This window comes from Paenibacillus sp. ACRRY (assembly GCF_022346995.1).
Taxonomy (GTDB): domain Bacteria; phylum Bacillota; class Bacilli; order Paenibacillales; family Paenibacillaceae; genus Paenibacillus.
The window spans coordinates 274,555-289,951 of the sequence record NZ_JAKRNM010000002.1 but is presented as its reverse complement, the minus strand read 5'-3'; the positions used below and the strand labels follow the sequence as shown (position 1 = coordinate 289,951).

15 protein-coding genes are annotated in these 15,397 nt (G+C 46.4%); 3 read left to right on the top strand and 12 right to left on the bottom strand.

The features are described from left to right. Positions 1-363: 363 nt before the first annotated feature. The 5 genes from MH144_RS10520 to MH144_RS10500 all read right to left on the bottom strand — a co-directional run bounded on the left by MH144_RS10520 (position 364) and on the right by MH144_RS10500 (position 4,383). Complete coding sequence (locus MH144_RS10520) at positions 364-885, bottom strand: DUF5412 family protein (RefSeq protein WP_239299623.1); 522 nt, start codon at positions 883-885, stop codon at positions 364-366. A gap of 22 nt (positions 886-907) precedes the next feature. Then, the gene (locus MH144_RS10515) at positions 908-1,528 is read right to left on the bottom strand and encodes an SMI1/KNR4 family protein (RefSeq protein WP_239299622.1); all 621 of its coding nucleotides are present in this window, start codon (positions 1,526-1,528) and stop codon (positions 908-910) included. Positions 1,529-1,553: 25 nt separating this feature from the next. Further along, positions 1,554-2,234, bottom strand: coding sequence for a hypothetical protein (locus MH144_RS10510; RefSeq protein WP_239299621.1), 681 nt, complete (start codon positions 2,232-2,234; stop codon positions 1,554-1,556). Between the two features lie 72 nt (positions 2,235-2,306). Continuing rightward, positions 2,307-2,771, bottom strand: coding sequence for a DUF6386 family protein (locus tag MH144_RS10505; RefSeq protein ID WP_239299620.1), 465 nt, complete (start codon positions 2,769-2,771; stop codon positions 2,307-2,309). A gap of 28 nt (positions 2,772-2,799) precedes the next feature. Further along, the gene (locus tag MH144_RS10500; protein WP_239299618.1) at positions 2,800-4,383 is read right to left on the bottom strand and encodes a HEAT repeat domain-containing protein; all 1,584 of its coding nucleotides are present in this window, start codon (positions 4,381-4,383) and stop codon (positions 2,800-2,802) included. A 150-nt stretch (positions 4,384-4,533) separates the two neighbouring features. Between MH144_RS10500 and MH144_RS10495 the strand changes: the two genes are divergently transcribed. Both MH144_RS10495 and MH144_RS10490 read left to right on the top strand, forming a co-directional pair. Next, on the top strand, positions 4,534-4,998 hold the full coding sequence (locus MH144_RS10495; RefSeq protein ID WP_239299616.1) for a hypothetical protein: 465 nt from the start codon (positions 4,534-4,536) through the stop codon (positions 4,996-4,998). Positions 4,999-5,107: 109 nt separating this feature from the next. Next, entirely contained in the window at positions 5,108-5,485 is a 378-nt protein-coding gene (locus MH144_RS10490; RefSeq protein WP_239299614.1) for a PilZ domain-containing protein, read from the top strand. Here MH144_RS10490 and MH144_RS10485 read toward each other — a convergent pair. Both MH144_RS10485 and MH144_RS10480 read right to left on the bottom strand, forming a co-directional pair. Further along, positions 5,472-6,827, bottom strand: a complete 1,356-nt coding sequence (locus tag MH144_RS10485; RefSeq protein WP_239299612.1) for a uracil/xanthine transporter — start codon at positions 6,825-6,827, stop codon at positions 5,472-5,474. The two genes, MH144_RS10490 and MH144_RS10485, sit on opposite strands and share 14 nt — an antisense overlap. A gap of 45 nt (positions 6,828-6,872) precedes the next feature. Beyond that, a complete protein-coding gene (locus MH144_RS10480) occupies positions 6,873-7,460 on the bottom strand; it encodes an ankyrin repeat domain-containing protein (protein ID WP_239299610.1) in 588 nt (195 codons plus the stop codon). Between the two features lie 180 nt (positions 7,461-7,640). On the opposite strand from MH144_RS10480, the gene MH144_RS10475 reads away from it, so the two are divergent. Then, a complete protein-coding gene (locus tag MH144_RS10475) occupies positions 7,641-8,522 on the top strand; it encodes a LysR family transcriptional regulator (protein ID WP_239299607.1) in 882 nt (293 codons plus the stop codon). Between the two features lie 136 nt (positions 8,523-8,658). Here the strand turns inward: MH144_RS10475 and MH144_RS10470 are convergent, their stop codons facing one another. The 5 genes from MH144_RS10470 to MH144_RS10450 form a co-directional block, all read right to left on the bottom strand. Continuing rightward, on the bottom strand, positions 8,659-10,563 hold the full coding sequence (locus MH144_RS10470) for a beta-glucoside-specific PTS transporter subunit IIABC (protein ID WP_239299605.1): 1,905 nt from the start codon (positions 10,561-10,563) through the stop codon (positions 8,659-8,661). A gap of 129 nt (positions 10,564-10,692) precedes the next feature. Beyond that, a complete protein-coding gene (licT, locus tag MH144_RS10465) occupies positions 10,693-11,544 on the bottom strand; it encodes a BglG family transcription antiterminator LicT (RefSeq protein WP_239299603.1) in 852 nt (283 codons plus the stop codon). A 232-nt stretch (positions 11,545-11,776) separates the two neighbouring features. Beyond that, positions 11,777-13,201, bottom strand: coding sequence for a glycoside hydrolase family 1 protein (locus MH144_RS10460; RefSeq protein WP_481857348.1), 1,425 nt, complete (start codon positions 13,199-13,201; stop codon positions 11,777-11,779). A 69-nt stretch (positions 13,202-13,270) separates the two neighbouring features. Continuing rightward, the gene (locus tag MH144_RS10455) at positions 13,271-14,728 is read right to left on the bottom strand and encodes a glycoside hydrolase family 1 protein (protein ID WP_239299601.1); all 1,458 of its coding nucleotides are present in this window, start codon (positions 14,726-14,728) and stop codon (positions 13,271-13,273) included. 348 nt (positions 14,729-15,076) lie between these two features. Next, positions 15,077-15,370: a hypothetical protein gene (locus MH144_RS10450; RefSeq protein ID WP_239299599.1), complete on the bottom strand. Its 294-nt coding sequence runs from the start codon at positions 15,368-15,370 to the stop codon at positions 15,077-15,079. Positions 15,371-15,397 lie beyond the last annotated feature (27 nt).

The following is a 15,397-nucleotide window of genomic DNA, read 5'->3' as shown; positions in this document are numbered from 1 at the left end:
CCCTCCTTCTCTCTCTTTCTGTGGTATAAGACGGGGGACTGCACCAAACGGTTTTGATTATTTTCCCACATACCAATGAACCCGATTGCAAAATAGAGTAAAACACACTGAATAAGGCTCAAGGCTGTCTAAAAAATATTTGAGTTAAACAATAAAAAGAATGACCCCTGTATAAACCAGAGATCATTCATTAGTCCATCCCGTCCTTTATTAAAATGTCCTTTACAGATCATCATACGTTTTTTATAAACCTATTTTATTATGTAATGTCGAATCGGTAATTTTCACTTACGTTAGATGGTATCGCTGATCCACATGAGTTACAACAGGATTCCTAGAAAGCTTAGTTATTCTCAATGAGTATTATTGTGGAATCCAGGCTTTCTCTAGCCATAAATTCACTTGGTGGCCATTAATGACAACAGTATGGTTATTGCTCCACTCCAAAAGGACTTGATCCGTCTTTCGCTCTGAATATACAACCTTTCGAAACCAAAGTGGTCCCTGTAATTCCCCTACAATACCGAATGTCCCCATTGCACCCGCATCCGTTTTATAGAACTTCAGTGTATAGTTCTGATCTGGCGAATGTGTCGTCGTGAGTAATACTTTTGATCCGGAGAACATCGCAGTAAATGATGTGAGAGCAAGTAGTAGGAAAATGAGGACTGAAGAGAGTATCACCGAGATCCAGCTTCTTAGCTTCGCAAAGTTATTCGATCGATCTTTGATACCAAGTATAGCTAGAACAAGAACGAATATAGAAAAAACGAGCATCATATAGGCAGGCGGAGTGATCAACCATTGATTATTCGAATTGGCATATATTGAGTAAGACGAAATGAAATACAAAATGAGCATGAGCAAGAATGCAATCCTGTTCATTTTTTTCACCATCAAGAATCTCCTATTCTTCATGCAATTCATGGATGGAACGATCCAGCCATAACTCATACCAATCCAGAAAGCGCAGACGTTCCGTATTGCCGAAATAATAATCCGGATAAATGCCGCTGCGATTCGCCCGATCATCTGTCCAGATCTCCCCGCTGCATGGTCCATTCAAGACCAGATTCACGGAAATGCCGCAGCCAAAATCACTGATGCGCAGCAGGCCTGCCGACCATTTAGGATCCAGATATTCGTGGTCCAGTGCATCCCACTCCTCTTCTTCCTTGCTGTCATCATACCAGTCATATTCCCAGTTCCAAGCCTCAATATGGGGAAATGGATCCGCGATAGCATTCAGCTCATCGTCATATCCAATGACGGCGTACACCCCATCTTCCGGCTTCTCCAGTCCGTAATAGGGGCCTGCTCCTCCCGATCCAATATGCAGCAGAAAAGCCCGATATCCCTCAGGCAGCTTAATCTTCCATTTCTGTTCAAACACTGCGATCTCTTGGGGTGTCCATACCCGCTCCATCTCATACTCGTGGTTCTCTGCTCCAAACAAGTCCATATCCGCATCCAAGCTGCGAAGATTCTGCAACTTCTCACGTATCCGTCCCAACTGCTGTTCAACCATGGCTGCTCTTCTCCTCCTACTTCCATTATCTACGTTCTACGACATATCCACGTTGATGCAGCTCATTCAGTGCCGCTTCTACGTTACGTTCAGGACATAGCTTCTTGATTAAATTGGCCGAAACTGGTTTTCCTTCGTATACTTCAGTTATCGCAGACAGCGGCAGTTCCTGTGACTCATAATAACCCTCTGCCCAATCAGCGAATGCCTCCGGTGTTTCCTCAATATAGCCCATCAAAAAATCAGCACCGCCTGTGGCGTCGTCTCCGCTTTCCTCGATTAACGCTTGCTGAATCCAGCTTCCTGTCTTCCACTCCGGGTTGCTTCCATCTTGCCAAATACAAAAGGTAACATCCTCCGGCTTCATTCTCTCTTCCTGATCCTCCATGATTGATCTCAATGCCTTCGGCACTTCATCATACATGCCCGGATAGACTTCCCCATCGTCACGAGCATGAGGGCTTAGGGGAGATTCATGATCAAATCCTTTGATTAATGTACCCGATGGGGTAAACAACACATGCAGGTGATCTCCTGCCCCGTTATCGATACTCCCCCAAGCCACACCAGGCAGCAGCTCTGCTTCATAGCGGTGCACACGCAGCCATTCTTCCTCCGACAGGATGATATCCAGTGCAGCAAGTATCCGCACATGTTGGTGCAGCTTATCTGAATCTGTGATCGATGTGAAATTCCAATTCGGCATGGGTATTCCTCCGCTTCAGCTTTCTTCATTACCTGAGTTCTATGAGACTTGTTAGCCTTATAAAAAAACACTTCAAATCCGGATCAGACGATCCAGCTCATTGTGTCCTTGAGCACTTGGTTGAATCGTCAGTGAAATCTGATTGCCTTCTCTTGAGACGATGCAAGCCACATTACCCGGCTGCAGCGATAGGATGATTCCATCGCATGACTCATCAGGCTCCAGTTCTCCCCCACTGACATCTTCAGCTGCACCCAGAAATACGTTGCCGGACGGAACTTGCAGGCAAAATTCCTGCGCACTTTCCGTTTCTTGCGCTGCGCTAGCTGTATCCGAGATGTTCACACTCCATGCCACCTCGTACAATCCATCGGCTCCCAGATTGAAAAAGAGACAATGACCCGCATTCACCTCAGCCAGTTCATCTTCCGGAATGGACCACCAGTCGTTCGGTTCTTCCACACGGTGTTTTAACGAAGCCAGATCGAACAGGCACATGGTTGCCGTTCCCGTTACGAATTGAAATGTCCCACGCATTCTTATCTTCCTCTCTGATCGTCATGATTTATTTCATTAGCCACTCCAAACGATGCAGCAGATCACCATCCAGTTCCTGCCCACATAACGACAGCAGCTTATGAAGACGTTCCCGTTCTGCCGTAGACAATCTTCCGCCGTAGCTGCGGTTCGGGTATCTGGCCCAGTTATACAACTGGCGATGAATGGCTTGCTTCACCCATCCGCGCCTTGCCGCTGGAAGCTGCTCTAGCAGCAGTCCAACCTGATTCCACTTGCTCATGGAAGAAATAATGCGCAGCACATTGCGAACGACATGAGGCAGGGCATCAGGGTCCGACAACAGGCCGGCCATTACATCAGACTGTATAAGATATGGATGATGCATAAGTGCACGGCAGGCCTCTCTGGAGATGCCTGGTTGCGGGCTTCTTAGCGAATGTACAAAATGCGTTCCGTATGAAGAAGCATCCAGCCGCATTAATCCGCGGATAACCGCTTTTCGTACAGCAATCGATGGATGCTTCGCATATTCATACAGTACTTCTGCGTCTGCCTTGTCCCCCGTCTCTCCCAGACCTGAAATTGCTGCAGCGAGATGATGTCGATCATCGCCCCAGATGACATCAAGATACCACTCCGCATAACTCACGTTCATCCACTGTTTGGCATACCTCCGTGCTGTATCCCGCACAGGCAGGTTTGAATCCAGAAGCCGATCCATTATAATGGCCTTTGCATCATCGGGATACATCGTGGCAAGTACAGCCAGACCTTCCCGGCGGATTGAAGGTACACTGTCCAGCTGCATGCCAAGAAGGGCCTCTCTCAGCTTCTGACCGGACAACATACGATCTACTCGCTGTGCTGCCCATCGCCGGATAGCAGGGTTCTCATCCCGTAATGCCTGCTCCATAATCAAGCCTGTATCCGTTCCCTCTGCTTCGAGTGAAATTCGAAAAGCGAACTGACGGATGCTGGATTCAGGGGATACCCGTGCGGTATGAATGACAAATCGGCATTCCTTCTGACGCAGCAGATGATGTACGGATTCGATAAAAGACTCAAATGAATCCCGCCCACAGATCCGTAGTCGCTCCACAAGCATGACATTTTCCATCCATAGCTTGGCATACTCGGGCTTCAGTTTAAGTTCCAGTGCCGCTCTCGCCAAGTGACGAATTTCAGGCACCCAGTCATTCAACCGAAGCAGCAAATAAGCGAAGCTATAGGACTCATCCTCCCGAATCATTCTTTTAACCGCAGCTTCTCTGACGTAGCCGCTCCAGTGCATCGTCAACATGGACAGACGGATTGTACTAGCCTGATCTATCTTATGTACCTCACGTTCTACGACCCGCTTCCAAATAACGGGAGAAGGACGCCATTCCCTTACATGTTCGTTCAGCCACACCAGCTCGGATACTGGACACGCTTCTAACAAACGAGCTACCGCTTGCTCCGCAGCCTGACCAATGATAGGACTGTCATCATCCATCATTCGCAGCAGACTCGGGATCACGATATACTCTCCGGATTGACCAAGATGACGAAGTTGCTCGGCGGTTTCCTGAACCGTTCCCGTCCCGAGTTGATCCAGTTTATCGCGAAATTCCGAAGTTAATTGCCGCATTTCATCCGCTCCTTCCCATCTGATTCAGGTGAGGAATCAGAACCATATCCAACCATTATATCAAGCCAGACACCGGGGTTAAAGGAACTCAGGGGCTATATCTGTGTATGCTATACTTGTGAAAAAATGCAATGAGGTAGGGATTCTAATATGGATGGATGGGAAAGTGGCGTCATTCGGGTTCACGATAGCCTGAAATTGTACTCCGATCTTACGGAAGAGGAATTGAAGGCAAGTTGGTTTTACCAGGAGTATCGTACGGAGGTTCAAAAACTTACTACGGGATATACGTGGTACAAGTTCAAATCAGATGCTTCTGCAGATATTAAAGCATTTTACCTCGCCTTGTGTTTTCATCAGTCCCGGCTGGTTCAGGCCAGTTTTGCACTGGACGGCGAAGAATTCCCCTCTTCATGGGATGACTGGACCGAGGCAGGTGAGATGAAGCGCAAGCTGGCCCATGATGAGTGGCTCCTGAAGCAAATTTCCGCTGCACCGCAAATAAACCGCTCCAAACCCTATCCCTACATGGAATACAAGTTCCCTTGGGGCACGATATATTCCAGCTACGATCCACGGTCTGCCAGTGCGAGCATAGGGCTCACCTTTTCCTGATGTGATGTTGAATCCCCTTCAATGCAAACAAGGCCGTATCTCTTCATTTTCGGGTACAAATTGACGATATATCCATAACATGAATCTTTTGAACTTTGTGGAGGAAACTATGTCAATCAACCTTAGAAGAGAGCCTTTTCGTTATACATTGAAGGAACCCATCATGTTTGAAATTTACATTATCAGCATTAACGGAGTCTCTGCTCCGCACAAACCCATTCAGGCCGAATTAATCGATATCAGCCGATCGGGATGCCAGCTTTCATTTCCGCTAAGCCTGCATGTGGAGTCCAATGAAATCCGGATCGGAATGAATCTGCTTCTTTTTGAAGATCCTTTAGATCTGGAAGGAACTCTGCGTTGGGGCAACGAGGAGAATGAAACCTGGCATTACGGCGTGCAGCTTGAAATACAGGACGGGAACCATGATCGCCTGTCCAGGGAACTGCGCATGCTTGCCGGACAAGGGAAAATCATGGTGAAGTAACGGTTTTGCCTGCGGTAGAAGCATTCTCCATTTTGGACCAGTTCACACTTTTCTCCAGGATCAGCGAGACCAGAACCCCGATTACGAGACCATTGCTAATAATCGGAATGAGGTAAATCGGTAATGCCTGAAAGGCTTCAGCAGGGATGTTCATCACGGCAACTCCGGTTAGCACGGGCAGAGCCACGCGGTAGATCGTCTTGGAATTAAACGCGGTGCCCTCAATGGTGCGGAGAGCCGTTCCAAACATTTGCAGATAGGCTACAAACAGCACGGCACTGCCCACACTCGGTGGTATTTGCGCAAAAAAGGCAGTCACCGAAGGGGTAAGCCCCAAAATAAATAACATGGCAGCCCCGATAATAAAAGCAGCACGCCGCAAAATTCGAGTACTTTCCAGAAAACCGATGGACGAAGCAAATAAACCAAATGGCAGCACACCCACACATGCGGATAGCATGCTGAACAATCCGGTTAGTACATAGGAGCGTTTATATTGCTGATCTGTCGTCTGTGTTTCATATATTTTCTCAACCGTGCTTAATGTCGTAATTGAATTCGTCATGTTGACCAATCCCACGAAGAACGCAGTTACAATAATGCCCGGCTCCCACGTCGGTACTCCCCATGGAAACAGCGTAAACAAACTCCCCCCAGAATTGCCCGATAACCCTGAATGCTGGCCTGGAAACACAAAACTGTAGGCAATCCAGCCTGTCACAATGCCAATGAGGATGGAATAGTTGCCCAGTTTGCCTCTTCCCTTCAGTTGGATCAGGGCGACCAGAAAGGCAATAGCTACAGATAGAGCTGCAACCGGCAAGTTAAATGTACCGAATTCAGTATATCCAATCATGCCTTTGAAGAAATTCATGGTCAGCTGAATCGTCATAAGAAATAACATAGCGCTCTTGACCATGGGTGTAAACAGCTTCTGCAGCAGATGGGCTGCATCCAATCGGCCAAGAACTGCCATGGTTAGTCCTGCGAGCAGGAAGCCGGCAGCAAGTCCGCCTCCGATCCGCTCCAGACTCATGCCGGCGGAAGATGCCGAGACAGTCAGGCTGAGCGTCAATCCCCACCACAGACCGGACGGTCCGTCCATGACCGCATAGCGATGTCCACAGACTGCCTGCAGAATGCACACAGCTCCGGTGAGCAGAAAAGCATGCTGCATGGATGCAGCAATGGCATCCGGTGACATCTGAAAATTATGACCAATGGATAATGGCACCACGACCGTGTTGGTAAACAGGAAGAAGAACCATTGAATTCCTGCCAAAACCAGAGATGATGTCTGACTCATATATTTTGTAATGAAATGCTCTTGATGTCTGTTCATGATATAATTCGTGTCCTTTCGCGCCTCAATTAGAATTAGGCACCTTCATTCAGTCTTCGATAACATCCGTTCCATTTCGGTATAACGGTTCCGTCTGGCATGAGCTAGCGGGGTAACGCCATCCCTATCCGCGATCTCCCGATCGGCACCATATTGCAGAAGCAATGCCACGATCTGCTGATGCCGGGGTCCTCCGTCTCCCAGAATGACGGCCTCCAGCAGAGCTGTCCAGCCCAGATTGTTGACATGGTTCACATCCACATCCGTACAAGTCAGCAGGAATTCCACAATGTTCACATGACCCCGATCTGCTGCAGGGATAAGTGCGGTTCCGCCAAAGCGATTCGTTAATCTTGTATCTGCCCCAGCCGAGACGGCCATTTCAACAATTTCCTTGAGGCCCTCGGCGCTGGCATATAACAATGGATTATCCAATCGACCATCCTGAATGTTGATATCCGCTCCAGCATCAATCAACATGCTAACGGTCTGTATCTTATTGCCATGCACTGCAGCCATTAGCGGAGTCCGCCCAAGCGCATCCCGTTCATTCAACCCGGCACCTTGTGTAATAAACCGGATAACCTCATCTGTATGTCCAGCTTCAGCAGCGGCATGTATCGTTTTAACCAATGCGTTTCATCCTCCAATTCGTTGTTAACCTTGTGGATCAGCGTTCCAATGGAGATCGAATCTTGCTATTTAGGTGCGTAAATCTAATGTATGTTAACATAAGAGGATAGTATATTAAAAATACATGTTTTGTTGGCTAACTATACGAAATACATATACTTGCAACGAGGGTGAAAACAAGTGGATATCAAACAATGTCGCTACTTTATTGCCATTGCCGAAGAGAAACAAATTACCGCAGCTGCCCGAAGACTGCACATGGCTCAGCCTCCACTCAGTCAGCAATTAAAACTGATGGAAGAAGAGCTTGGCGTAGCGTTATTTGAACGCAAAGGGCGCATGATGGAATTGACGCAAGCAGGCCGCAGTTTCTATGACTATGCCGTCACGATGACCAAATATATGGAGGAAGCCGTCATGGAGATGCAGAGCTTCCGTTATGGAATCCGGGGCAAGTTATCCCTGGGCATGAATACCATTTCCGATAGTCTGATCCCGAAGGCGCTCCAGCAGTTTCGCACAAGCCATCCTCAAGTAACCTACAAAATTCAGCAAAATGAATCCGCTCAACTATGCAGCCTGCTGGATGATGGACTGATTGAGCTGGCCTGCGTACGTATGCCGGTGAAAACGAAACACTACGAGGTGCTGCATCTGCCGCAAGAGCCACTCTACTACATATCCTCGGAACCCCTGGAGACCACCGGAGAAAATGGCACTTACTTTGATCAGTTGGCAGAAATTCCACTCCTGCTTCCCAGCACAGAGGGACTCGGCATGTTTGAACTGATTCTCGAGAAGTTCCGTGAACATCAGGTGAAGCCTTCGATTATGGGTGAATGCTCAGATGTCGCCATGCTGCTAGAGCTGGTCCGGCTCGGATTCGCGAATTCCATCGTACCTGGCACCGTGCTGCAGCTCCATCATGAACAATCATTCCATGTATATCGGATCCTTGATCCGAACTCCACCGTGGGCTCAGCGCTCGTCTGGCTTCATCATCGTTATCTGTCCAAGCCGGCCCAGCAATTCGTGCAATTGGTACGGGAAATGCTCCCATAGGAACATAACAGATGAGATGTTGTTTCTGGATGCAACGGTTATGCCGCTGCGGTAACATACCACGAATAGCTTATAGCTATAAACAAAAAACAGCAGGGTCTCCAGTACGTTTGGAAACTCTGCTGTTTCTTATAGGTTAGGCTTTGGCTGTATAGAGCAGTTCTTGCTCTTTAATTGCAGTACGACCTGCAGATACAATCGACTCATATTGATGCATGTTTGTGATGATGACTGGTGTAATGGTTGTATAACCCGCTTTTTCGATTTCTTCACGGTCAAATTCCATCAATACATCACCCACAGCAACTTTTGCACCCGCCTGAACCTTAGGCGAGAAGAATTGACCTTTCAGCTTCACCGTATCAATTCCGATGTGGATCAGCATCTCTGCACCGTTGTCGCTGACCAGACCAATGGCATGTCCACTCTTCGACAAGGAGAACACGGTTCCGTTAATCGGGGAAACGACACGACCTTCAGTCGGCTGAATTGCAAATCCTTTACCCATAATTTCTTCAGAGAATGCAGGGTCTGGTACTTCGCTTAGCGGTTTTACTTCCCCTGTAATCGGGCTGAATACTTCTTGATCCTGTACTTTTTCTTCTTCGATTACAACTGCAGCAGGAGCTGCGTTGTTTACTTCAGCAACCGGTTGAGCCGGAGCCTCAACTACTTTTGGTGCTTCTTCTTCCTGGAAACCAAGGATATACGTAAGGACTGTAGCTGCCACGAGAGCAATTGCTCCACCAACGATAGCGAAGATCAAAGTGCTGATAGCCGGGCTGATGAAGGCTGCGATACTTGGCAAACCAACAAGACCTGTAATTACATATGCTTTAACATTAAAAATCCCCATAAATGCACCGCCGACTGCTCCACCGATCAGGGCAGCAATAAACGGTTTTTTGAATTTCATGTTAATCCCGTACATTGCAGGCTCCGTGATACCCATAACAGCGGTCAAACCTGTAGAGAAACCAAGAGATTTCGTTGTAGCATTTTTGGATCTGAGTGCGACACCAAGTGCACCACCTGCTTGTGCCCAGTTTGCCGCAAACATCAACGGAATAATGAAATCATAACCTAATGTTGTAATCGAACCGATAACGATTGGTGTGAGTGCATAGTGCATACCTGTGATAATCAACAGGGACATTGTACCACCAATCAGAATACTTGCCAGAACAGACATATTGTCAAACAACCATGAGATACCGCCGGACAATCCGTTACCGATAATAGAACCCAGTGGTCCAATTGCAATCAGAGTCAATGGCACCATGATTACCAATGTTACCGTTGGTACAACTAGCAATTTCAACGATGCATGTGTAACGCGGTCAACCGCTTTTTCTACATAAGATGCAATCCAGATTGCAATAACAATCGGAATAACCGTAGATGAATATGTTGCTGCTACGACTGGAATACTTGCAAACGTCGTATTTCCCTCAGCCAGCAATGCTGTGATCGTCGGGTGCATAATCGCAGCACCGAGTGCTGCACCAATGTACATGTTACTGCCCAGTTTGCGGGAAGCACTAATTGCCAGAATGATTGGCAGGAAGTAGAATGCTCCATCACCGATCGCGGACAAAATGATGTAGGTTGAGCTGGTATCAGACATCCAGCCAAGGGCTACGAGGATCGCCACGATCCCTTTGATCATACCAGCACCGGTAATCGCCGGCAGGATTGGTGTAAACATACCCGAGATGAAGTCAAACAGGGCACTCAGCGGGTTTCTCTTTTTCTTCTCCCCTGTGGAAGCTCCAGCCGATTCGGATGTAGGTGCTTTGGACATGTTTCCTACAAGCGCGTTATACACCACAGGCACGTCGTTCCCGATAATGACCTGAAATTGACCACCATTCTCCATAACACCCATAACGCCCGGTGTATTTTTAAGCGTTGCTTTGTCAGCTTTGCCGTTGTCATTGAGATTAAATCTGAGTCTTGTCATACAGTGCGTGACTTGATCAATGTTTTCTTCTCCACCGACCAACTTCAGAATATCTTTGGACAATTGTTGTTTATCCATTGTGTTTTGCTCCTTTGATGTGTAATGAAGGTTAAAAAAAAACCTAAACACTGAATAATGACAAAGCAGTTTCAGCTTATCATTATTCAACGTTTAGGTTTTGCCTTTTTAGCAGTAACAATCCCAAAATTATTCGATTGGTTGTTCATTTCTTACAACACGCTCAATGTGAATCGTCAGATACAGTATTTCTTCCTTAGACAAGACCCGATTATAGATCTTCCGTGTATAATCATTAATCTTGACTGCACAGGCATATGCTTCAGGGTATTGCTTACTCACCAGATCATGAAGCGGATTATCTTCTTCCTTGTCTTCAATGGCTGTACCTTGCAGTACACGTTGAGCAAAGAACTTCAGATGGGTTAAGAATCGATAATAGCTCAGCGAATCCTCATCCAGTTCAATGACAAAACTGCGTCTTACAATGTTGAGTATGTCCTTGACAATATTCGTAATACTGATGGTTTCTCTCATCTCACCGTTCATCTGGGCATTGACCAGATGCATGGCGATGAATGCGCATTCGTCTTCGGGAAGCAGTACACCCAGCGTTTCTTCAATAATCTGAAGTGCCTTCAGTCCAATGGCATATTCCTTGCGGTACATGCGCTTGATCTCCCAGAACAGTGCGTTACGGATCTGCAATCCTTGACGATGTCGATCAATGGCAAAATGAATATGATCCGTTAGTGAAATATAGATGCTCTCATGCAACTTCTCACCTAACACCGTCTCCGCATAACGAATAATTTCATCCGAGCATTCAACATATTCAACTGGAATATCGGACAGAAGCGTTTTCAGTTTCTGCGATACTTCCTTGCTTTCCAATGAGAATATTTTTTCGACAAGACTTTCGTCTATCGATTCACCAGCATGTTTTTTGAAGGCAATTCCCCGCCCCATGACGACCAGTTCGTTTCCACCTGGATCAATCACGGTAACTACGTTGTTGTTGAGCACCTTCTCAATTTTCATTTCTTCACATCACCTTGCACCGTCAAAGTAGTAAAAGGCAAAACCAAAGCAGGTCACGAAAAATGCCCTGCTTCTGGTTTTGCCTGATTGAACAGTAACAATCCAGTTATTCATTAGCCTTAGGCCCATCTTACCATATAATTATCTATATGACAATGTTTTTGTGAAAGCGGTTAATGTGACTAATTATGACATGAGAAGATGCTTGTCAACCATGCCTTTAGAACCACTATTATTCGTTAATGCCTTTCAGGCTTGCACCATTAGTACTAATAACTTCTTTGTACCAATGGAATGATTTTTTCTTGTAACGATCCAGGGAACCTGTTCCGTCGTTGTTGCGGTCCACATAGATGAACCCGTAACGCTTCTTCATCTCTGCAGTCGATGCGCTAACCAGGTCGATACAGCCCCATGAAGTGTAGCCCATAACTTCGACACCATCTTCAAGCGCTTCACCAACCTGCACCAGGTGGTCATTCAGATATTGAATGCGATAGTCGTCGTTTACCGTTTTATTGCCGTTCTCGTCCGTAATCAGTTCATCCACGGCACCCAGCCCGTTCTCAACGATGAACAAAGGTTTTTGATAGCGATCCCAGTATTTGTTCAGCGTCACACGCAGACCTTGCGGATCGATCTGCCAGCCCCATTCACTTGCTTTGAGGTAAGGGTTTTGAACACCTGCAAACAGATTTCCTTTTCCTTCAATGCGTTTCTCCGGATCACCTGTCTCACAGATACTTACATAGTAGCTGAATGAGATAAAGTCTACCGTATGCTTCAGAATTTCCGCATCTCCGTCTTCGAACTTGATATTGATATTATTCGCCTTGAAATAACGGTTAATGTATTTTGGATAGTATCCACGTGCGTGGATATCGGCAAAGATATCGTTGCGTTGTTCTGCATGCATCGCTGCAACCACATCATCCGGATTCGGAGTCAGCGGATACGTTGGCATACTCAGAACCATGCAGCCGATTTTGGCTTCCGGCATAATTTCATGACCCAGTTTAACAGCCAGTGCACTTGCCACCAACTCATGGTGAATCGCCTGATACAGATCCTGCTTGCTCAATTGATCTTTTGGCGTATAGATCCCGCCGCTCATGAATGGCTCCTCCAAAATGGAGTTGATTTCATTAAATGTCAGCCAGTATTTTACTTTGCCTTTGAACCGGTTGAACAGAACCGTTACATAACGTTCGTAAAACTCGATCATTTTGCGGTTAACCCAGCCGTCATACGTTTTGGACAGATGCAGCGGCGTCTCATAGTGAGAGATCGTCACAAGTGGTTCAATCCCATATTTGTGGCACTCATCGAACAGGTCATCGTAAAATTGCAGACCTTTCTCGTTTGGCTCCAGCTCGTCCCCTTTAGGGAAAATTCGGGACCAGGCAATGGATGTACGGAACACCTTAAAGCCCATTTCGGCAAACAGTTTTACATCCTCTTTGTAACGGTTGTAGAAATCGATACCGATCAATTTCAGGTTATCTTCCGTAGGTCCTTCTGTTCTTGGCGTTGTGATCCCGTGAGGCATCACGTCTTGAACAGACAATCCCTTACCGTCCGTATTATAAGCTCCTTCAAGCTGGTTGGCGGCTACCGCGCCGCCCCATAGAAAGTCCTTCGGAAATGGTGTTGTCATCTCAATCATTCCTCTCTTATCGTGTCTTTTCATTGTTTGTCAAAAGCGTTCACGCTATCCGAACCCGTATTACAGCTGTTCCCCATTGGTTGCAATCACGTTTTTGTACCAGTCAAAGGAATCCTTTTTGGAACGTTCAAGGGTTCCGTTACCTTCGTCGTCCAGATCTACGTAGATGAAGCCGTAACGTTTGGACATTTCGGAAGTGGACATGCTCACCAGGTCAATTGGACCCCACGCCGTAAATCCGATCAGATCCACACCATCCTTAATGGCTTCTTTCATTTGCTCGATATGTTTTTTCAGGTAATCCACACGATAGGAGTCATGAATTGAGCCATCTTCTTCTACCTTGTCATAAGCTCCAAGGCCGTTCTCAACGATGAACAAAGGTTTTTGGTAACGATCCCAGAAGTTGTTCAGCGTTACACGCAGACCGATTGGATCAATCTCCCAACCCCAGTCGGAAGCTTCCAAATAAGGGTTTTTCACGCCGCCAGCCAAGTTGCCTGCGGTTTCTTCCAGGTCAGCAGAAGCTGATTTGGTTACGGACATATAGTAGCTAAAGGAGATGAAATCGACCGTGTTGTTCAGCAAAATTTCATCATCGCCAGCTTCTTTTTGAATCACGATGTTGTTTTCTTCAAAATAACGTGCCATGTAGTTCGGGTATTTACCACGAGCGTGCATATCCGTGAAGAAGAGGTTGATCTGATTCTCGTGTTGAGCCAAACGAACATCTACCGGATTACAAGTCGCCGGATACGTCTCCATGCGAGCGAGCATACAGCCCACTTGGGAGCCAGGCATGATCTCATGGGCAAGTTTCGTTACCATTGCACTTGCTACGAATTGATGATGCAGTGCTTGATACGTCGTTTGCAATTTGTTGTCCACTTTATCGATCAGGATGCCGCCGCCAGTGTACGGGCTGAACAGCATAACGTTGATTTCATTGAAAGTCAGCCAGTATTTCACTTTATTTTTATAACGGTTGAATACCGTTTCTGCATATCTAACGTAGTGCCCAATAACTTCACGGCCAGCCCAACCATTGTACTTCTGCGTCAGACCAAGCGGAGTTTCGTAGTGAGACAGGGTTACCAGCGGCTCAATGCCGTATTTCAAGAGTTCATCGAAGACTTCGTCATAGAATTTCAGACCTGCTTCGTTCGGCTCCTGATCATAACCGTTCGGGAAAATACGCGCCCAGTGAATGGACAAGCGGAATACTTTGAAGCCCATTTCGGCAAATAAAGCGATGTCTTCCTTAAAACGATGGTAGAAATCGATACCAAAACGTTTCGGGAAACGCTCTTCAATTTTGCCTGACAGAATTTCTTCAATTCGGGAAGAAGAGATTTCCATCGCATGTCCGCCAGTACGTTTCTCTTTGGGAACATGGGCAATCATATCTGCTGTGGAGAGTCCTTTGCCGTCCTTATCGAATGCACCCTCCAATTGATTGGCAGCTGTAGCGCCGCCCCATAGGAAGTTTTCAGGAAATCCTTTTTTTGCCGTAGTCATGAACAACAACCTCTTTTCAACAATTTATTTTGTATGACAAGTCAGAAAGATAGAATGTCCTATTTCGAGCAAACCAACACGGTAATCAGTAGATCCAAATGAGATTGTTCCTGATCCATGGACCCAAAACAGGCCAGAAAACAAGAAAAACCTAAACTCAAGGTAAAATAGCGCCAAAAAAAGGAGCTTTCATTTCACCATCAGTTTAGGTTTTGCCTGTCTTCGCAGTAACAATCCATCAAACGATGTATTGATTATTCTGTTGTTTTTCTCTCGTGATGTAAGCGTAACATATCTATATTTTAAAATCAACTTCACCACGTGACACCCATTTTATATAGAAGAACTTTAACGCGGCATCTGCATTATCGCTGCTCTCAATGCATTTTCGCCGTCTTTATGACCCAGATAGCTTGCAGGACTTTGGTCGCCTAAAGCAGGCACCTTTTTATTCACCCATGACAGTGCATACTCTCCCATTTCGCATAAAAGCACCTGACATATATCTGCCGGAATTCCCTTTTGTTTTGCGCTTTCCACCAGTTTCGGATCAACCTCCAGATAGCGATCGGTAAAGCTCACAACAAATGAGTCCCAATTCTCCTGCTTGAATTCGGCAAGAAAGATATCTTTCATACTCATGTAAAATGCCTCCCTGAAATGTGATTT